Annotated in this window: 15 protein-coding genes; 5 read left to right on the forward strand and 10 right to left on the reverse strand. The window is 59.3% G+C overall.

The features are described from left to right. Positions 1-34 precede the first annotated feature (34 nt). Positions 35-1375 (forward strand): dimethylsulfonioproprionate lyase DddP, encoded by a 1341-nt coding sequence (gene dddP / locus IE166_RS08035; protein ID WP_189502914.1) that lies wholly within the window; start codon positions 35-37, stop codon positions 1373-1375. A 48-nt stretch (positions 1376-1423) separates the two neighbouring features. On the opposite strand, the gene IE166_RS08040 is transcribed toward dddP, so the two are convergent. After that, positions 1424-3460 carry an NADH:flavin oxidoreductase gene (locus tag IE166_RS08040; protein ID WP_189502915.1) on the reverse strand — a complete coding sequence of 679 codons (2037 nt, stop codon included), beginning with the start codon at positions 3458-3460 and terminating at the stop codon, positions 1424-1426. Between the two features lie 141 nt (positions 3461-3601). Between IE166_RS08040 and IE166_RS08045 the strand changes: the two genes are divergently transcribed. Next, complete coding sequence (locus tag IE166_RS08045) at positions 3602-4267, forward strand: TetR/AcrR family transcriptional regulator (protein WP_189503303.1); 666 nt, start codon at positions 3602-3604, stop codon at positions 4265-4267. A 65-nt stretch (positions 4268-4332) separates the two neighbouring features. After that, on the forward strand, positions 4333-5982 hold the full coding sequence (locus IE166_RS08050; protein WP_189502916.1) for an ABC transporter substrate-binding protein: 1650 nt from the start codon (positions 4333-4335) through the stop codon (positions 5980-5982). Between the two features lie 771 nt (positions 5983-6753). Here IE166_RS08050 and IE166_RS08055 read toward each other — a convergent pair. From IE166_RS08055 to IE166_RS08065, 3 genes are read right to left on the reverse strand one after another with little or no spacing between them, the layout of a single operon-like run. Beyond that, positions 6754-9057 (reverse strand): putative bifunctional diguanylate cyclase/phosphodiesterase, encoded by a 2304-nt coding sequence (locus tag IE166_RS08055; protein ID WP_189502917.1) that lies wholly within the window; start codon positions 9055-9057, stop codon positions 6754-6756. Further along, positions 9054-9608 carry a methyltransferase family protein gene (locus tag IE166_RS08060; RefSeq protein WP_189502918.1) on the reverse strand — a complete coding sequence of 185 codons (555 nt, stop codon included), beginning with the start codon at positions 9606-9608 and terminating at the stop codon, positions 9054-9056. Before IE166_RS08060 ends, IE166_RS08055 begins: the two co-directional genes overlap by 4 nt. A gap of 4 nt (positions 9609-9612) precedes the next feature. Next, positions 9613-10215, reverse strand: coding sequence for an N-acyl amino acid synthase FeeM domain-containing protein (locus tag IE166_RS08065; RefSeq protein ID WP_189502919.1), 603 nt, complete (start codon positions 10213-10215; stop codon positions 9613-9615). Positions 10216-10557: 342 nt separating this feature from the next. On the opposite strand from IE166_RS08065, the gene IE166_RS08070 reads away from it, so the two are divergent. Next, positions 10558-10851, forward strand: a complete 294-nt coding sequence (locus IE166_RS08070; protein WP_210312943.1) for a hypothetical protein — start codon at positions 10558-10560, stop codon at positions 10849-10851. 672 nt (positions 10852-11523) lie between these two features. Here IE166_RS08070 and IE166_RS08075 read toward each other — a convergent pair. The 6 genes from IE166_RS08075 to IE166_RS08100 are packed head-to-tail and all read right to left on the reverse strand — an operon-like array spanning position 11524 to position 18905. Further along, positions 11524-12093, reverse strand: a complete 570-nt coding sequence (locus IE166_RS08075; RefSeq protein ID WP_189502920.1) for a peroxidase-related enzyme — start codon at positions 12091-12093, stop codon at positions 11524-11526. Beyond that, a complete protein-coding gene (locus IE166_RS08080) occupies positions 12090-12569 on the reverse strand; it encodes a CMD domain-containing protein (RefSeq protein WP_244641360.1) in 480 nt (159 codons plus the stop codon). The genes IE166_RS08075 and IE166_RS08080 overlap by 4 nt, the downstream gene beginning before the upstream one ends. Then, complete coding sequence (locus IE166_RS08085) at positions 12569-14035, reverse strand: NAD(P)-binding domain-containing protein (protein WP_189502922.1); 1467 nt, start codon at positions 14033-14035, stop codon at positions 12569-12571. Before IE166_RS08085 ends, IE166_RS08080 begins: the two co-directional genes overlap by 1 nt. Before the next feature lie 35 nt (positions 14036-14070). Next, positions 14071-15120, reverse strand: a complete 1050-nt coding sequence (locus IE166_RS08090; protein ID WP_189502923.1) for an NAD/NADP octopine/nopaline dehydrogenase family protein — start codon at positions 15118-15120, stop codon at positions 14071-14073. Between the two features lie 39 nt (positions 15121-15159). Further along, positions 15160-16821, reverse strand: a complete 1662-nt coding sequence (locus IE166_RS08095) for a hydantoinase B/oxoprolinase family protein (RefSeq protein WP_189502924.1) — start codon at positions 16819-16821, stop codon at positions 15160-15162. Beyond that, on the reverse strand, positions 16818-18905 hold the full coding sequence (locus IE166_RS08100) for a hydantoinase/oxoprolinase family protein (RefSeq protein ID WP_189502925.1): 2088 nt from the start codon (positions 18903-18905) through the stop codon (positions 16818-16820). The genes IE166_RS08095 and IE166_RS08100 overlap by 4 nt, the downstream gene beginning before the upstream one ends. Before the next feature lie 194 nt (positions 18906-19099). Between IE166_RS08100 and IE166_RS08105 the strand changes: the two genes are divergently transcribed. Then, positions 19100-19693 (forward strand): GntR family transcriptional regulator, encoded by a 594-nt coding sequence (locus IE166_RS08105; RefSeq protein ID WP_189502926.1) that lies wholly within the window; start codon positions 19100-19102, stop codon positions 19691-19693. Positions 19694-19696 lie beyond the last annotated feature (3 nt).

The following is a 19696-nucleotide window of genomic DNA, read 5'->3' on the forward strand; positions in this document are numbered from 1 at the left end:
CTGAAATCCCCAGCGCTCAAGCAAGGTCATATCGATGGATACCTATTTTCGCGACCGGCGGAAGATCGATCCAACCCGTGGCGCGACGCTGGGCGATGGCACATTGAACGACGGCGACCGGGTGGAGATTGGACCTACGGCTCTCGCCTATCGCGAATGGGAAGAGGCCGGCCTGATCCTGCCAGACCTTGCCGCCATGCGGCATTATCGCTGGACACGGCTAACCCAGCACATCATTGCCCGTGACTACGGCGCGCTGCTGATGTTCGATCCGCTGAACATCCGCTATGCGACCGATTCCACCAATATGCAGCTTTGGAACACCCACAATCTGTTCCGTGCCGTTCTGCTTTGCGCCGATGGCTACATGGTCATCTGGGACTACAAGAGCTCGCCATTTCTTTCCCAGTTCAACCCGCTGGTGCGCGAGCGGCGCTCGGGCGCCGACCTGTTCTACTTCGACCGCGGCGACAAGATCGACGTTGCCGCCGATGCCTTTTCCAACGAAGTCCGCGTCCTGATCGAACAGCATGGCGGCGCCAACAAGCGGCTTGCGGTCGACAAGATCATGCTCGAAGGCCTACGCGCTCTGGAAGCGCAGGGTCTGCAGATCTTTCCGGGTGAGGAGCTGACCGAGAAGGCGCGCTCGATTAAAGGCGCGGATGAGATACGCGCCATGCGCTGTGCATCGGTCGCCTGCGAACATGCGGTTGCGGCAATGGAAGTCGCGGCGCGCGAGGGCGTTCCCAAAGGCGAGATGACCGAGGATGATATCTGGGCGGTTCTCCATGCCGGCAACATCAAGCGCGGTGGTGAATGGATCGAGACCCGCTTGTTGACCTCTGGTCCCCGCACCAATCCCTGGTTCCAGGAATGTGGGCCGCGGATCGTTCAGGACAACGAAATCGTGGCCTTCGATACCGATCTCATCGGCAGCTACGGCATCTGTGTGGATATCAGCCGCACATGGTGGATCGGTGACGCGTCACCGCGCACCGACATGATCGACGCGATGAAGCTCGCGCGCAACCACATCCAGGCCAATTGCGCCCTCCTAAAGCCTGGCCTCGCTTTCCGCGACCTGATCGAACAGTCGCATCGGCTTCCCGCCCTCTACCAGAAGCAGAAATATGGGCTGATGATGCATGGCGTTGGGCTCTGCGACGAGTGGCCCAACATCGCCTATCCCGACCAATATGTCGAAGGCGCGTTCGAGCATCATTTCGAGCCCGGCATGGTGGTCTGCGTCGAAGCGCTGATTTCGCCTGAGGGCGGCGACTTCTCGATTAAGCTTGAGGATCAGGTCCTGATCACCGAAACCGGTCACGAGACCCTGACGCGCTATCCGCTCGATCCGCGCTTGCTGGGCGAGTAGCCGGTGATGATCGCGACCGAACGCATTCGATCGCGATCTCAATCCCGTCTAGAGATCCTTTGCCAATCTCAGCCCATCATAGATCGCGGCATGCGTATTGCGCGCCGCCACGGCATCGCCGATGCGAAACAGCTGGAATGTGCCGTCCGGATTGTCGGCCCCCGTTTGCGCGCGTCCGTTGATGAACTTCTCATGCGACAGGACGCCCAGATTGCGCGAAAGCGGCTTGAGCTCGAAATAAAGCTCGTCCAACGGGATCGTCCCGTGATTGACGACGATTTGGTCGAACTTTCGCGTCTTGCACACGCCTCCGTAATCGCTGCCGATGAAGGCCAGCAACTGGTTGCCGTCGCGGTGAACCTCTTCCAGCTTGAAGGTCACCGTGAAGGTGGTGTCCAGCGCCTGCAGTGAGCGCATATAAGGCACGAGATTCATCGCCATCACTTCAGGCGCGAAGGCTCGGTCTGGCGTCATGATCTCCACTTTGCCGCCAGACTTGGCGATGAATTCGGCGGCCTGTAGCCCGGCATGGTCGCCTGCATCGTCATAGATCAGCACATTCGATCCGGGCTTCACGTCGCCTGAAATGATATCCCAGGCCGACACGACGAGATCGTTTCCGGCCCTCAGAACTTCCGTATGCGGCAGTCCGCCGGTCGCGATCACAACCACATCCGGTCTCTCCACCAGAACGCTGTCGCTGTCCGCCCATTGATTGAAGCGCAGCTTGACGCCCAGTCGTTCGCATTGCGCGACGCGCCAGTCGATGATGCCGATCATTTCCGCCCGTCGCGCGCTTTGTGCCGTCAACCGGATCTGCCCGCCGGCTGCACCCGACGCTTCAAGCACCGTCACATCATGACCCCGCTCGCCTGCGACCCGTGCGGCCTCAAGTCCCGCCGGTCCCGCGCCGACGATCACGATCTTGCGGGCCGCGTCGGCCTTGGGGATGACATGCGGCATCGCCAGCTCGCGCCCTGTGGCCGCGTTGTGGATGCAGTAAGCAGCGCCACCCTGATAGATGCGATCGAGGCAGTAATTAGCGCCCACGCAGGGGCGGATCTCATCCTCACGCCGTTCCATGATCTTGAGCACGATGTGCGGATCCGTCATGTGCGCGCGCGTCATGCCCACCATGTCGACCTTGCCGGAAGCAATGGCGTGGCGGGCGGTCGCGACATCGGGGATGCGCGCGGCGTGGAAGGTAGGAAACTGGGTCGCAGCCTTCACCTCGCCGGCGAAATCGAGATGCGGTGACGCCTTCATCCCTTGAATGGGGATAACGTCGGTGAGGCCCGGATCAGTATCGATATGGCCGCGAATGACGTTCAGGAAGTCGATCAACCCGCTGTCGCGCAGTCGGCGCGAAACCTCGAAGCCCTCTTCTTTACCCGTGCCGCCAGCCAGATCCTCGTCCGCCGTATAGCGCACGCCGAGGATGAAATCGCGCCCGACCCGCTTTCGGACAGCGCCCAGTACCTCGAAGATGAACCGCATGCGGTTATCCAGCGATCCGCCATAAGGGGCATCAAGTGTGTTGGTCAGCGGCGAGATGAACTGGTCGAGCAGATGCCCATAGGCCTCGAACTCGATGCCATCCATGCCGGCGGCCTTCATGCGCTCCGAAGCATCGGCGAAATCTTTGACGATCCGCGCGATGTCCCAATCCTCGATTTTCTTCGGAAAAGCGCGATGCGCAGGCTCGCGCTCATGCGAGGGCGCGACGGCCGGCAGCCACTCACCTTTGTCCCACCTTGTGCGGCGGCCAAGATGGGTGAGCTGGATCATCACCGCCGTGCCATGCTCGTGGCACTCGTCCGTCAGCTGCTTCAACCAGGGAACGACCTCGTCCTTGTAGGCCAGCACATTGCTGAACACGGGCGGACTGTCGAGCGAAACGGCGGCTGAGCCGGCCGTCATCGTCATCGCCACGCCGCCCTTGGCCCGCTCGACATGGTAAGCGCGATAGCGATCTTTCGGCAGCCCATCCTCGGAATAGGCCGGCTCGTGAGATGTCACGATGATCCGGTTGCGCAAGGTGAGATGCTTGAGCGTATAGGGCTGCAGTAGTGGATCGTTGGACATATTCGCCTGCCTGAAGTGGGTTGGGCTTCAACAATTAAATTCTCAAATGTACACCACTGTCAAGATACTCGATAGCTGTGTCTTGCTCTGTTGACAGCGGTGTACATTCAGTATTCTCTGCCTGTGACGCAAGGTATCGCGATGAACGAAACAGCATGGAAAGGGTCGAGGGAAGGTTGGCTGTCCAGCGCCTATGAAGCGCTGGTCGATGGCGGCGTGGATGCAGTCAAGATCCTACCTCTCGCCAAGAAATTGAATGTCTCGCGCACGAGCTTCTACTGGTTCTTCACCGACCGCGAGCAGTTGCTAGAAGCACTACTAGCGAACTGGAATGCGAAGAATACCTCCGGCATCCAGGGTCGCTGTGAGGCTTATGCGGAGACGATCGCGGAAGCGATGCTCAACATTATGGACTGCTGGCTTGATTCCCAGATCTTCGACTCGCAGTTCGAATTTGCCGTTCGGAGCTGGGCGCTTCAATCGCCCGAAGTGGCAGCTCAAGTGCTGGAAGCTGATGAGGCAAGACTATCAGCCCTGGCCGCCATGTTCACCAAATTCGGCTTCTCCGATCTGGACGCTGAGGTACGTGCCCGCACCGTTTATCTCGTGCAGATCGGCTATATTTCGATGAACACCAGGGAAGACATCGCGCTCCGCATGCGGCGCATCCCCTCCTACGTGCAGATCTACACCGGGGACACGCCGCAACGCCGCGAAATGGAGCGCTTTGCGTCCCGCCACAGCTTTATCCTGGAACCCGAGCGCGATGCGGCAGCAGGCATTCGCGGCGCGAACAAGGAGGTGTAACGGACCTTCAGCTGAGTACCGACACGTGGTGAGACTTTTCAGAAAACCAACAAAGGGGAAAGCACATGCGTTTTTTTAGAAGCAATGGGAACAAGGTACCGCCGTCCATCGAAAAGATGGCCTTGGAGGTACGGAAAGGATCGATCGATCGTCGCGAGTTTCTGGCGCTTGCAAGCGCCTTCGGCGCATCGACTGCACTCGCATATGGTATGATCGGAGCCACCTTGCCGACCAAGGCCTTTGCCCAGGAAGGACAAAAGGGCGGCGTCGTTCGCGTCTCCATGGCCGTGAAAGGTCAGAAGGATCCGCGCAGCTACGATTGGGTCGAGCTCGCCAACATTTCGCGGACCTGGCTCGAACCACTGGTTACCTATACGCGCGATTTCACCTTCGAGCCCGTGCTGTTGGAAAGCTGGGAGGTCAACGAAAACGCCACGGAATATGTCCTGCATGTGCGCAAGGACGTTGCTTGGACCAATGGCGACGCCTTCAACGCGGACGACGTCGTCCACAACTTCAATCGATGGACAGAAAAGGGCGTTGCGGGCAATTCGATGGCGGCACGCGTGGCGGGCCTCGTTGATGAAACCTCAGGCAAACCGCGCGAGGGTGCGATCGTCAAAGTCGACGATCATACCGTCAAGCTGACGCTTAAAGAGCCCGACATTTCCCTGATCGCAAACTTGACCGATTACCCGGCGCTCGTGGTCCACCGCAGCTTCACTGCCAACGACGATCCCGTCGGCAAGCCGATCGGCACGGGTGCATTCGAGCTTGTTTCCTATGAGACCGGCACCAAGGCTGTTGTCAAACGGCGTGAAAATGGCAAGTGGTGGGGCGGCGAAGCCTTGCTCGACGGCATCGAGTTCATCGATTACGGCACTGACTTCTCCACCACCGTGAACGCATTCGAATCCGGCGAAATCGACCTGAACTTCGAAACGCCAGCGGACTTCATCGATATCCTGAACGGTCTCGATCTCGTCCAGTCCGAAGTGAAAACGGCAACCACAGTCGTCGCGCGCACCAACGTGGCGAACAAGCCCTATGACGACAAGCGTGTGCGCAACGCCCTGCAAATGGCGGTGGACAACAGCGTGGTTCTACAGCTCGGCTACAATGGTCGTGGAACCGTCGGTGAGAACCACCATGTCAGCCCGATCCAGCCGGAATATTACGAGCTGCCGAAGAAGACCCGTGACCTCGAAGGGGCCAAGAAACTTCTGGAAGAAGCCGGCCAGACCAACTTCGAGCACGACCTGATCACCATCCAGGACGATTGGCAGAAAAACACGGGCGACGCGATTGCGGCGCAGCTGCGTGAAGCTGGCATCAAGGTCAAGCGCACCGTTCTGCCGGGCTCCACTTTCTGGAACGACTGGACCAAGTATCCCTATTCTATCACAATCTGGTATATGCGTCCGCTCGCAGTCCAGACGCTGTCGCTAGGCTACAGCACCGGCGCGGCGTGGAACGAAAGCGCCTACTCCGATCCAGCCTTCGACGCCAAACTCAAGGAAGCCTTGTCGATCTCGGATCCGGAAAAGCGACGGGAGGTCATGAAGGACATCGAGACGATCCTGCAGGACTCCGGTGTGATCATCCAGCCCTTCTGGCAGAACCTTTATAGCCACACCAACTCCAAGGTGAAGGGTTATGGCGTGCATCAGACATTCCAGATGGACTTCCAGAAGGTCTGGCTGGAACAAGCGTAAGTTCTAGTGAAGGATTGAGGCAGATCGCCAAGCCAAGGCGGTTTGCCTTCCTCTCAAACAATGGTTCAAAGATTATCTAGTCAGCCGAACGAACAAGCATCGGCAGCCTGGCGGACAGAAAGCCAGCCCCCTGCGTTAACTTTCCTCTGGACCGGAAATCGATCCTACCTGCCCCGAAACGCTGTACCGCGTTGGTAATCCGATGAGTGAAGCAAAGTAGGATAGGTCCAAAGCTGGCCCATCGCTCCGCGCTCGACGTTAAGCCTGACACCATAGGCATCGGCCGTGTTGTTGGCGGAGAGTACGGCTCCAGAGCGCCGTCTGCCGCGGCCTTTCCGTGTTGGAGGAGGAGGATGCGGACCGAGAGACGGGCGGCCAAGTTGAGACCATGCAGGGCGGCAATGGTCACGATGTTTCGAATTACTGGGCGATCCTCGAGCCGGTGGCCGCGGGGTACGGCAGCGATATAGGGGCGTCGCTGAACCGCTCAGTACTGAAGCCGCCCCCTCCCTAGAGGTGTCTCCTCCAATCGAAAATCAATCTACTGCGGGAGCCCACCCCTCGATCGTCAGTGACATACAGACGTTCAGCGTCACCTTCATTTCGGGCAAGTCGTTACGAAAGTACCGAAGAACTGCTTGTAGGAAGTTGATCCTTAGAGCAGGCATCACCGCGATGCTGCCCCGGCGCCCTCGCCATCATCGGCAATGGCGCTGAAATGGTTCGAGCGTTGAAGCCTAAATGCCTAAATAACGACGATACCTATCGCGCTTATGACGGTATACTCGATCTAAGATCAATGCGTCCAAGCTGTGGATCAAGCCGGGGTCGACCGAGCAGGAAGCCTTGGCCGAACTGGACGCCGTTTTCACGGAGCCATTCCAGTTGCTCCGGCCGCTCGATCCCTTCGGCAACAAGATAGATGTTCAAGTCGGCTGTTAGACGCGTGACTGTTCGGATGATCGCCTCCACTTTTCGGTCTGGCAGTTGACGCAGAAAGCTGGCATCGATTTTCAGGCCATCGACTTCAATCATCCGCAGATAGCTCAGGGAAGAGTAACCGGTTCCGAAATCGTCCAGGATGATCTTGACGCCACAGTTGCTGATGGTCAGAAGCTGTCGGATCGCATCCTCGGCAAAGTCGATGAACACGTTTTCGGTAATTTCGATACCAAGTCGCGAGGGAGGCAATCGCGTTTCCTGAAGGATCGACGCGAGCAAGGCTGGAAAACGGCCGCTGATTAACTGTTTCGGCGAAAGATTAACGTTGATCTGTACCGTCTCCGGCCACTGAATCGCATCCATGCACGCTCGCCGCAGAACCACCTCACCCAGGCGGTCGATCAAGCCACCCCTTTCGGCGGTTTCCACGAAAATAGCGGGCGAGATCGCGCCGCGCTGAGGATGATACCAACGCGCGAGGGCTTCGACGCAGAGAACCTGTCCAGTCATTAGATCGGCGATCGGTTGGTAGGCGACGGTTATTTCTTGCCTGTCGAGGGCGTCTACAAACTCTTGTTCCTGAACAAGCCGCGCGAAATATGCTTCTTCCAGATGGGGTTCGAAGCGGGCTGCATTGCCCTTGGACGAGACTTTCGCCTTGTAAAGCGCAAGATCAGCCATCAGGAAAACCCGGGTGGCGTCCTGTTCAGACCCGTCCGACGCGGCGACCCCGAGCGTTGCACCCGGCAAAACGGTCTGCCCGTCGATAGTGGTTGGTTCGGCGAGCAGGCGAGCGAGAGCCGTCGCGGTCGAATAAGCGATATCGATGTCAGCGTCGCTGACCAGCACTGCGAACTCGTCTCCGCCAAGTCGTCCCGCCGCATCGGCTGGTCTGAGCAGCGACTGGATGCGCCGCGCAGCTTCCACCAGCAGTGCATCCCCGATGTGATGCCCGTAATTGTCGTTCTTACCCTTAAAATCATCCAGGTCGATGCTGAGCAGAGCGAAGCGACCGCCTTCGCGGCACGCCTCTTCAACACGAGCAACAAAAGCCTTGCGGTTCAAAAGCCCCGTCAGCCCATCATGGCGAGCCATGTAGGCCAACTTCATGTCCGCCTCGTAGCGCTCCGTTATATCCCGCCCAATGCCACGAAAGCCAATTAAGCCGCCCCGTTCGTCATGCACGGGATGGCCCGTCAATGTGAACCAACGCTGCCTTGAATGGCTCTGTGCAGTGACAGTCATTTCCCGGAAAGCACGCCCTTGTTGCAAGAGACTTCCAAGATCAGGGCGGTTGTCGGCAGTTCCTACGGACAGAAACAAGTCATCGAGTCGCTGGAGATCGGATCTGGTTGGTTCGATACCTAGGGTTCTTGCGAGTTCAAGCGGGACTTGTTTCAGGCAGAATTGGGCATCGGTTTCCCACAACCAGTCGGGCGATCCTTCTTGATATTCGCGAAGGAAAACGTTGACCGTCTCGATCTTCCGCTGTAGCGCCCCTTGCGCATCCGAGCGGCCGATAAAGGCCGTGTTCAAGCCGACGATGCCGATCACTGCGTAGAGCGTGAAGATGGTGAAAGCGATGACGGTGACCGTATCGGCCACATCGAGAAGCGCGACGCCGACGATCGAAAGAAGCGCGACCGGCAAAAAAAAGCTGAAGGCTACAATTGCAGGCACGCAGATGATCGGCGTGGAGACAACGCCGAGGGCGAGGCCGATGGCGAGCGCACGCTGATCCGGCTCGCTATAGAACAAGAGGCCGTTGATCAGCGCACCCCAGCTCGTTCCAAGGCAGATATAGAGGGCGCATGCGATGCGAAGAAAGCGAGAGGCGTCGCCACGACGTCGCCATTGCCGCGAAGCCAGAAGGATAAGTGCGTAGCTCAGCAGGATGGCAGCACATGCGACGACAAGAAAGGGCCGATCCCATGGCCTGAATTGCAGCACGATGAATGTCATCGTGCAGATGCCTGTCGTGGCAAACAATATGCCGAGATAGAGAAGGAGGCCGGCCTGATCGTTGAGGGCGGCCTCCTCGAATTTGGATTCGGGCCGTTGCAACCGGATAAGGCGTTGCATCGTGGTGACGCCTTTTCTCACCAGCGCGATACCCGAATCCAAACTGATCACCTGTGCCGAATCCTATGGACCTTCGGGAGTATCATACCTGTTCGGCGCCGGTACTCGGAATAAGAGCCCGCCATCGACGAACGGAGAAAATGGGTCTCCTCCCTTCGCGATGTCACATAGTACCAGATCACGAGAAATGCTGCGACAAGCCATTGGTGTCCACCAACCGCAATCGCGGATCCCACCCAGAACAAGCAGTAGGCGAGATAAAAGGGGTGGCGGACATAAGCGTAAGGGCCGTCCTCATAGAGGGTATCCGGATCCTTCCCGCTATGTGCAACGTGAGGTGGCCGGCGTCGGGTCGTATCCACCGCCCACCAGAACAGCGAGAGCGCAAGCAGCGACATCGCGACGAAGCCAAGTGTTTCCGGCAGCTCGACACCATTGCGCAGCGTCAGGAAGACGAGGAGCAAGCCTGCAAGACCGCTGACCGCGGTTAGTGCCTGCATGCCCCTGGGCATGCCGTCGGGAGCCCGGAAGTGGCCTCTCAGTCCCCAGCTAAAGGAGCCGATGGTGATAATGGCGAATATGACAACAAGAGCTTCCAACATGGATTTACGCTCCGGCCAGCGAGAGCGTGAAAGGCTCGCCCTTGAAGAACCCGGCAAGGTCGCCGGTCGAACCCCCAAGCGGATCGATCACCGGAAAGCTTTTGCGCACCGCGTCCAATCTTCCGCGATCACTTTCCAGAAGACGCATCTGACAGGTCAGTCCGGGGTAAGGGCGTAAGCCAGAGGCGGGCTCATAACCCATGCGCTTGTAGAATGGCGCGTGATTGCTTCGAGCACAGGCGAGATGAATTTGAGCGTGCGAGCAGATGGCAACATAGGCTGCCATTCGGAACAGCAGGAAGACGAGACCTTGATTGTTTTCGGCCTCTGGGGCGCGGACCAACCGGTTGGTCTCGATGCCACGGCCTGCAAAGGCATCGGCCTTCCCTGCAAGCAAAGCATCGATTTCTTCCGGGAACACCTCGCAGGCTGGCGAGGTCAGATCGGTTCCCCGGGCAAGGGTACATGTTCGAACTGACGCCAAAGGCATATCCTGATCGTATATGACGATCGTCTTCGCGTTCGGCATGTCGTCGTAGCTATCGCTGAACAGGCCGCTGGAGTTCGGCGTGATGTACCCACCCGCCACATAACTGCGGTAGCGCACTCGGTACGCATCCCTCCTTACGTCATCCGTGATCGCAAGCCGTCCGATATAGAAGCTCGGTCGTGCATGGTGCGCGTTGGCCCTTGTGCTGCGTTCAGATCGTGTCTCAGACCGGGCCACTTCGGCATCGGTTGCGGCCTTTGAGATTTTGATGGTCATAGATTGCTCCTTCTTCGAGTGGAGCGGTCCGGCATCAGCTTGCGTTGGAAGGTTGATTGAGGGAGAAAACCGGTCCGCCTGCCGGTTATCTTGAGGTTGTTCCTGCGAGCTCCGAAAGCCCTAAAGGATTAGCTTCACCTGATTAGCGGCTGGATCGCGGTTGTCTGCAGGCGGGACTTGGTAATGCCTGCAAAGAAAGGACTTGGCATCTTCTGGATGGAAAAGACTACCAAGCAGATCTTCAAGCCAGTTGAGACCGTAGATGACTTTCACACGCTCGACGACGGTGAAATCCTTTGCGGCTACCTCGACGGCCTCAGAGGTACGGAATGTCCGCTCGCGGATGCAACGCGCTCATACTGGCATGGCTGGCGCAACGGTCTGGTGGATGCCGGCTTGATCAAGGCTGACGCAGCCCATCTTAGGCTGGATGAAGCTTTTCAGGTCCTGCGGGAGCCTGGATCCGAAGATTGGTAGTGACACGCCGCCCACAACATTTTGCTGAGTAGACAGGGGCGGTGCGCCATCGACGTAGTTGGGCGTCTCATCGGCATTCTGGCATCGGCTACTTGGCTTGCACAGCACGTTCCCGGCATCCCGCGACTTCGAGGCCGGTGAGCCGTTCGCAAGCCAGGTTCAGCGCTGTAACCGGACAAATGGTATCATTCCACCAGCTCCGAGCACGATGGACAGCAGCTTGGTTCGGCGATGGCGATGGTCGGCCTTTGCAGCTTGTTGCCCTGCAAGCTCGCGGCGTGGTCTCCACCACCAGATGCTTCGAGACACACAAAGCAGCCGCTCTCGCCGCAAAGAAGGCACCTTCCAGCCTCCTACAAATTCTTCAACCGCCCGCCATGGGTGTTAGACAACCGCGCCGAAGACAATCCAGATTTCTCGCAACGTCCATTCAGCATACTATGTCTTGAAGCGCCTGCGTGATTGCAATCTGGCACCAGCGCAGCAGAATGGCTTTGATGGGCAGGGGTGACGAAGTGAACACGAGCCTGATCTTGGCCGTAACCGGAGGTCATAGTTAAGGTTCAATTAAGCGGATGATCGTGGATTTGCCCGCAGCCCCAACCCGACCGATCGGCAATTTGCTCCAACAAACAGTACTACGTAGAAACGGCAACGAACGACCCCTCCCATCTAAGCCGCCGGCGACGAATAACCTAGGACGTGCATAAGTCGGTTAGCCCAGCCGAAGATGGCAATTGCATGGATGAGGTCGAGTATCTCCGCATCGCCCAGACCAACCGCCCGTAAAGCGGTCATGTCCTCGTTAGTGGCCTTCGAAGGCGTATAAGACAGATTTCGTGCGAACGAATCGATGGCCTGTTCCCTCTGCGGGAGGTTTTCAGGCTGCTGCAGATAAAGCGCGGTGACCACATCGTCGCTTTTCGTCAGACTGGAGTGTTGGCGCGCATGCACGACGGCGCAGTAGCGGCAGCCATTGACGATCGAGGCGCTGAGCGCTCCCAGTTCACGATCCAGCCGCGGCAACCCGCCTTCCGCATACATGATGGCGTTGAACAGGACGGTCCGCGCAACATAGCTTTCGGGATCATGCGCCAGCGTGCGCACATAGTCCGAAACTTTCTTGGCGGACGGCGTGACCTTCATCGCCTCGAGTTGTTCGGCCGTCGCTTCTTCCAGGCTGACAGGCGCGATGTGGGGATGCCAGGTGAGCGGCTTCAAGCGAACGGATTTAACGCTCATACGGACCTCAACAAGCGCAGACCCGCAACGACGCGCGTTTGGAAGTTGGCGAAGGCGATCAGTTCGGAAAGGGCGACGATTTGCGGGTTCGTCAAACCAGCCGCTTCCAAACGGCGGATATGATCTGCCTGCGCTTCCGTGGCTGTGAGGGTCACCAGATCGACATGGCGTGCGATTGTCGCCAGCGGTTCGATAGTTAGGCCGCCGCCTTCCGCGAGCATGAGAAGCTCCTGTGAGGGCGCGAGGTTTTGCAGAATGGTTTGGTACTCGGAGGTCAGTTCATCATCTGCATTCAAGCGGGCAATCCGGCAGGCCAGTGCTGCACGGAGATTACGACCCAAGCCATGTTCGCTTCGCGGATGCAGCACGGCTGCACGGCAGGCTTCTGCGCCACCAACAAACTCAGGCCGGCGCCGCCGCAGGGCATGAAGCGCGTCTCCTTCGAGGAGGCCGGCAGCCTGGTCGATCGCATCCATCAAAGCGCGGCTTCCTTTCTGATGAGGGGCGAGGAGTCGACCCATTCGTCGCCGAGAAGTTCAGGCGTGTCATAGGCCCGGAGATTGGCGTAATGCGTTTCCACATCGGCCGCAAAGAGACTGGCTGCGATGCCGCGCACCAGCCGGTCGGCACCGGCGCTGACGGCGGGTATGTCGCCGGAAACCTTGCCGTGAGTGAGCATGGCAGCATCGTTGAAACAATGGATGTGCCTGAGCATCGGACAGGCGCCCGGTTCTTTTTCACGGAACTCGAAGTCGGGACCAAGGTCGGGAGCATCGCTCAGACCCGGCCGCGCTTGTCCCATCTCGCTTGTATGCCGTCCATCGGCCCAGGTGCGGATATGAGGCGCAATGGTCTCGAATTCCGGCCGTCCCGCAAAGTTGTTCGTGAAGCCTGTAGCGGCTATCACATAGTCATAGTTCATTGAGCCAAGGCTCGTATTGAGTTCGAGAGCTTCCCCGTTCACACGCACGCCGTTGATGCTGCAGCCCAGCAGGAAACGGGCATTCGGGTGGCGCGAGACGCGCAGGGTCGAAGAGCGGGGCGGCGGGATCTGACTGGAAAGCGTGTAATCGACAAAGCGCCACTTCCAAGCGTCCGGCAGATGCTGCATGCCGTGAACGACGCCAAAGCTGCTGATGCCCGTCATCTTGTTGATACGCGGCATCTCAGTTCGCCGGATCAGGAGATCAACCTGCCCTGCCCCGGCTTCCAGCGCGGTTGCGGCATTATCCATGGCCGAAGCGCCTGCCCCGATCACGGCTACCCGCTTGCCTTTCAGTGCATGGAAATCAATGACATCGGCCGAATGGGCCCACAAGCGGCGGTCGATCTCCGACAAGAACGGGGGGACGGAAAAGCCGCCGAGGCCAGAACGGCCCGTTGCAAGGACCAGATGCCGTGTGAGGACACGGCCATTCTCAGCACCTTCCAGATCAATTGCGATATGATCGCCTTCTTCGCGGATACCGACCATGCGGGTGTCATTGACGACCGGCAGCGCAAGGACATGGCGATACCAGATCAGGTATTCCATCCACTGCGCCTTAGGGATCTTGTCGAGCGCGTCCCAGGCAGCATCGCCCAATTGTGCGGTGAACCACGCACCAAAGGTAAGTTGCGCAAGTCCGAGGCTGGGGCCTGCAAGGGTCTTGGGCGAACGCAGCGTTTGCATCCGGGCAAAGGTGATCCAGGGCCCCTCCTCGCCTTTTGCAGCAGCATCATAGGCGACCACGTTGGTGATGCCGCTGAGCTTCAGCTTGGCAAGGACTGCGAGCCCGCACATGCCGGCGCCGATCACGACAACGTCGCGGACCATTTGACCGTCAACAGATCGCAACGGCACCCAGGGCTTTGCGGGTAGTTCGAGATTGAGGAAGTCGCGGGCAAGTTGCGCTTCAAGCGCCTTCAGCCCTTCTGCCCGTGCTTCAGCAGGATCAATCATGCCATTCATCCTTTATCGCTGACGGGCTTCATGATCTAGCCTCGAGCTAAGACGAGCGGATCTTGGATGTCGACCAAAGGCAGAAGGTCATTTTCTGCTCGGAAGTCGCGGCCGTAGAGCGCGCCGAGGAGATCCACGCCCGCGCGGTGGAGCGGCAGATTGGGGCCGGCACCTTCCGCCAAGGCCAGCACCGCGACGATGCCGAACGGAACGTCTTCCGTCACAAAGCGCGTATCGAGCGAAGTCGGTCCGGGAGGTCCCTTGCGGCGCTCATGAACGGCGGCTGCCATTTCCGCCACGCCTTGTCCCTCAGGGAAGCCGAAGGTAAGGCGATAGTGCTCTTCCACAGTCCGGACGGAAACGCCGAAGTGAGCCGCAACAGCAAGGCGCTCGCGGTCCAGAGCCTCGATCAAACGCGCGACGGCCGGCGTGATCCCGTCGTAGTTCGCCCAATACTCACCCTTTTCGATGCGCGTGAGATTGCAAAGCGCGCTTGCCATGTGGATTGGCGGATTGAGGTTCGACAGTGCGATGGCGAGAAGGTTCGCCGCCAGACGGAAGCGGTCGCCGAACAGGCTGCGGCAGGTCGCCAATCCGTCCTGCGCCGCGGAAGCAGGAATCACAGCTGCCTCCAGCCGCTCCCGCACACCGCCGACAGCTACGCTGGCGGGTCCAGTCTTGCGGCCCATGAGGACCGTCGTTGCGAAAGCCACAACCGTGGCATCGACGTTGCGCGCCTCGAGACCCTTGGCAAGGTACAACGCGCCCATCGAAAGCTGTGCGCTGACGATCACCGTTTGACCCGAACGGATATGCGGCAGAGCGGCATCGATCACCGCCTTATGCCCATTCGCCGGCAAAGCCACGATCGCAACATCTGCTTCCACCAAGGCTTCCCTCGCGCTTAGCGCGACTGCGGCGCGGAAACGCGTTTCTACTGCGCCGGTGGAAACAAGATCCTCGTTCAGCAGCCCGGCTGTGCCTTTCCCCGTTGGCGACCAGAGCACCGGTTCATGCCCGGCCTCGTGCAGGAAGGCCGCCATTCCGAAGGCGACGCCGCCGGCTCCCAAAATTGCTACGCGCATGACTACCTCAGGGACAAATGGCTGGACGGCTTCAATGGCCTAGATGTCGAGACCGTAGATCTCGCGAGCAGCTTTTTCCGAAATGCGCTCTTCCTTGAGGTCACGGCGCACAAGCTCACGGTCACGCTCTTTCGGATCGCCGTAGCCACCGCCCGACGCCGCAACCATCGCGATGGTCTGGCTGGGACCGACGCGGCCGTTGCGGTTCTTCAAGGGCGCAACGCCCTCGCCGAGTTCCACATTGGTCGTCGTGGCATCGCGTCCGCCGAACAGGCCCCAGGGCGCAACGATGGAGTTCGTGCCGCCGGCATTGACCGTCGCCGTATGGTCGAGCACACGAATTCGCCGCCGCATGGTCATGCCGCCGCGCCATTTTCCAGCACCCCCAGAATCCTGCACGAGCTCATAGCGCTCGACCATCACGGGATGTTCGAACTCAAGCGCCTCGATCGGGATATTGGCGGTGTTGGTGGTGTGCACCTGCACACCATCCAGCCCGTCCTGCGCTGCACGCGCGCCCATGCCGCCGCCGTTCATTTCGTTATAGACATAGAAGCGGCCCGTGCGCGGATGCGTGCCGCTGAGCGTCACCAGCCCGCCACCGGTACAGGCGGCGCAAATGCGATCGGGAATGGCGGGGGAAAGCGCAGTGAAGATCATGTCCACGAGGCGCTGGCCGATATCCGTGCGGGTATAAACGGCAGCCGGTGATACCGCCTTGAACACCGAACCGTCATCCGCGATCACATGGATCGGACGATGAAAGCCGGAATTGGCGGGAATGTCGGGATCAACCAGCGACTTCACGGCGAAATAGACGGTCGCGAGCGTGGCCGTATAGACCATGTTGATGCCGGCGCGCACCTGCTCGGGATTGTCGCGCAGATCGATGGTGATCTCGTCATCTTTCACCTCGACCTTGACCTTCAGGTCGAGCACCTGGTCGTAAGACGGCGTGTCGAAGCGGCAGCTGTGAGCGTACATGCCATCTGGAATGGTGCGGATGCCGGCGCGCGTCTTGCGCTCGGCATAATCCAGCACCTCGGCGCTGGCCGCGCGGACAGTCGGTTCGCCATATTTGGCGCAAAGCGCCTGATAGCGCTGAACGCCAAGGCGATTGGCGGCCATTTGTGCGCGAAAATCGTTGATACGCTCATGCGGAACCTGACAGTTCAGAAGCACGAGATCCATGATGTCCTGCTGCAACACGCCTTTGCGGTAAAGGCGGATCGGCGGAATACGCAGGCCTTCCTGATAGATGTGGGCGTGTCCACGATCCACGAAGTCGGAATGGTGAGCGAGGTTGGTCACCCAAGCGACCAACCTGCCCTCGAAGAACACCGGTTCCAGGAAGACGATGTCGTTGAGATGCGTGCCGCCGCCGGTATGCGCGTCGTTACCGATGAAGACGTCGCCCGGCTCCACCGTGGCGAGATCGACATTCTTCATCACCCATTCGGAAATGCCGAGCAGCGAGCCCAGATGAACCGGAATGCGCTCAGCCTGCGCGACCGTGCGGCCTTCGGTGTCGAAGATCACCGTCGAGCAGTCCTGCCGCTCCTTGATGTTGGTGGAATAGGCCGCGCGCACGATCGCCTTGCCCATTTCCTCGACGATGGTGGACAATGCACTGCCGATCACCTCGGTGGTGACGGGATCGACGCGCAGCGGTTCGGATACGACCGGTTGATGGGCGTTCATGCCTGGGCCTCGATCATGAGGTTGAGATAGGGATCGACGGTGGCGGTCTGCTGGGGCAAAACCAGGGTCGTGGAGTCCATCTGCTCGATGACCGCCGGGCCAGTCACGACATGGCCAGGGCCCAGCAAAGCGCGGTCATAGAGCGGCACCGAGACGAAGTCGCCGAGTTCGGGCAAATAGACCCGTCGTTCGCCAAGGATCGCGTCTTTTTCCGAGCCTGTCGCTGCCGGATAGGCTTTCAGTTCCGCCTTGGGCACGTGGCCAATCGCTTCGATGCGCAGCGTCGTGATCTGGATCGGCTCTTCGGCCGCGACATAGCCGTAGAGCTGCCGGTGTGCGTCTTCGAAGTTACGGCGAAGCGCTGAGACGATCTCGTCTTCCCCCACACCTTCAGGCCAATCGATCGTCAGCTCATAGCCCTGGCCGCCATAGCGCATGTCGACGGCACGCTTCAGCGCCCGGGCTTCCGGTGCGATCGCTTCAGCGGCGAACCAGTCGGCTGCACGCACTTCAAGTTGGGCAAACCCGTCTTCAAGCAGGCGAAGCGCGTCCGGGGTGAGCCGCGTCATGCGGGTCAGCGCGATATTGGTGCGCAGATCCGACTGCAGAAGGCCCATGGCGCACATGATGCCGGGATGTTTCGGGATCATGATGCGGGGAATGTCGAGTTCGGCGGCAAGCCGAGCGGCGTGGATCGGGCCGGCGCCGCCGAAAGCGAGCATCACGTAATCGCGCGGGTCATAGCCGCGCTCCACGGAGATGACTCGGATGGCCTTCGCCATATTGGCGACGACGACGCGGATGATGCCTTGGGCTGCATCCATCACGCCGATGCCGAGCTTGTCCGCCAGCCGCTGCATGGCAGCCTTCGACGCCGACGCATCGATCGGCATGCGGCCATTGAGCAGATGGGTCTGGTTGAGGATGCCGAGAACGACATTGGCATCGGTCACCGTTGGCTCGTCATTGCCGCGTCCGTAGCAGACAGGGCCGGGAGCTGCACCAGCCGAGCGGGGACCGACCTTCAGGAGGCCATTGTCGACATGGGCGATAGAGCCGCCGCCGGCACCCACCGTATGGATGTCGAGCATCGGCACCTTCAATGGATAGCCATGCACCTCGATGTCGTTGGCCATCTGCGGACGGCCGCGATCAATCAGCGAAACGTCGCTGGACGTACCACCCATGTCGAAGGTGATGAGATTGTCGAAGCCGGTGGAGCGGCCAACGGCCAGCGCCGCCATGACGCCTGCCGCCGGCCCCGAAAGAACGGTGCGCACCGGCTGTGTCTTGGCTGTTTCGCAGGAAATGACGCCGCCATTCGACTGCGTCAGATGCGGTTCGGCATGAACGCCGATCTCCGCCAACCGCGGCGAAAGGCGGTCGAGATAGGCCTTCATGATCGGGCCGAGATAGGCGTTGACGACCGTGGTCGACAGCCGCTCATATTCGCGAAATTCCGGCGCGATTTCATGCGAAACGCTAATAAAGGCGCCGGGATATTCTTCTTCCACGATCGCGCGAATACGAGCCTCGTGTTTTGGCTCGATGAAGGAAAAGAGGGTGCAGATGGCAATGGCCCCGACACCCTCCTCCTTCAGGCGGCGAACCGCGCGGCGTACATCTTCCTCGTCCAGCGGCGTTTCCACCGTACCGTCGAAAAGGATCCTCTCTTTCACTTCGAGGCGCTTGTCGCGGGACGCGAGGATCGGCGGCTTTACGGTTTGCAGATCATAGAGGTCCGGGCGCTTCTGACGGCGAATTTCCAGAATGTCACGGAAGCCTTCAGTGGTGATCAGACCGGTGTCCGCACCGAGTCCGGTGATCAGCGCATTGGTGCCGACGGTGGTGCCATGACCGAAATAGATCAGAGAGGCCGGATCTGCTTCCCCTTCGGGCAGAGCTTTCAAGCCCTGTTCGATGCCCGTTGTGATGCCTTCGGATGGATCATGTGGCGTACTTGAGACCTTCCACACGAAGACCTCGCCCTTTTCTTCATCGAAGACGCAGACATCGGTGAATGTGCCGCCGGAATCCACGCCGACGCGAAGGCGTGAGGCACCGGAAGAAGAACTGCTGGACAAGATGGAAGCCTCACTGAAGGGAGGAACAAGGACATTGTTCGTCAGATTGGCGCCAATTTTTGTCGCTGTCAACCGAACGGCCAAATGCTAGGGTACAAGCCTGCGTGCCGAAGCAATGCTTCGTGTGCTGGAACAAACTCGCTGAGACGGGATCAGGATTGATGACGCAAGACGCCCCTTCCGCCACTTCGACCTTGGCAGAAACGATCGAAGCCGACATCTATCGCGGTGTCCTCGTTCCGGGCATGTGGCTGAAGCAGATCGACCTCGAAGAGCGATATGGTTCAACGAGGCTGGCACTTCGGCATGCTCTTGATCACCTCACAACGAGACGGATCGTCCAAAAATTCCCCAATCGCGGGTATTATGTTCCTTCTGTGGACCGAGAGAACGTGCAACAAATCATGCAGGCCCGTGCCTATGTTGAAACCTCGATTGCGGATGAGCTTGTTGCGAATATTACCAGTGATACTGTAGCTCGTTTGTCCTACCTCGCCACAATGTTTGCCGATACGCTGCAGACGGGAACGGTGATGGAGCAGGACAGCGCCAACCACGCTTTTCATCGCGAGATGCTGACGGCGTGCCGCAATCAGGTCATGAACGAGATCATCTGGGATCTGCGACGGCGTATCCCCATCGCGGTTCAACGTGCCGGAAACACGCCCGCAAGGCTGGAACGTTCAGCACGCGAACATTTCGAGATGGTGGAAGCCCTAAGAACCCGAGATGCCGCTCGTCTGCGAGAGGTCACGGCCAAACACGTGACCTTGGCCGACAAGGGCTAAGCT

The sequence above is a fragment of the Tianweitania populi genome (assembly GCF_014652875.1).
In the GTDB taxonomy this organism is placed as follows: Bacteria; Pseudomonadota; Alphaproteobacteria; order Rhizobiales; family Rhizobiaceae; genus Tianweitania; species Tianweitania populi.

Coding starts and splice junctions, on each gene's coding strand:
- IE166_RS08095 (WP_189502924.1), bottom strand. CDS start 16,821: ATGAACGCCCATCAACCGGTCGTATCCGAACCGCTGCGCGTCGATCCC.
- IE166_RS08040 (WP_189502915.1), bottom strand. CDS start 3,460: ATGTCCAACGATCCACTACTGCAGCCCTATACGCTCAAGCATCTCACC.
- IE166_RS08085 (WP_189502922.1), bottom strand. CDS start 14,035: ATGATTGATCCTGCTGAAGCACGGGCAGAAGGGCTGAAGGCGCTTGAA.
- IE166_RS08080 (WP_244641360.1), bottom strand. CDS start 12,569: ATGGATGCGATCGACCAGGCTGCCGGCCTCCTCGAAGGAGACGCGCTT.
- IE166_RS08060 (WP_189502918.1), bottom strand. CDS start 9,608: ATGTTGGAAGCTCTTGTTGTCATATTCGCCATTATCACCATCGGCTCC.
- IE166_RS08090 (WP_189502923.1), bottom strand. CDS start 15,120: ATGCGCGTAGCAATTTTGGGAGCCGGCGGCGTCGCCTTCGGAATGGCG.
- IE166_RS08050 (WP_189502916.1), top strand. CDS start 4,333: ATGCGTTTTTTTAGAAGCAATGGGAACAAGGTACCGCCGTCCATCGAA.
- IE166_RS08075 (WP_189502920.1), bottom strand. CDS start 12,093: ATGAGCGTTAAATCCGTTCGCTTGAAGCCGCTCACCTGGCATCCCCAC.
- IE166_RS08070 (WP_210312943.1), top strand. CDS start 10,558: ATGCCTGCAAAGAAAGGACTTGGCATCTTCTGGATGGAAAAGACTACC.
- dddP (WP_189502914.1), top strand. CDS start 35: ATGGATACCTATTTTCGCGACCGGCGGAAGATCGATCCAACCCGTGGC.
- IE166_RS08045 (WP_189503303.1), top strand. CDS start 3,602: ATGAACGAAACAGCATGGAAAGGGTCGAGGGAAGGTTGGCTGTCCAGC.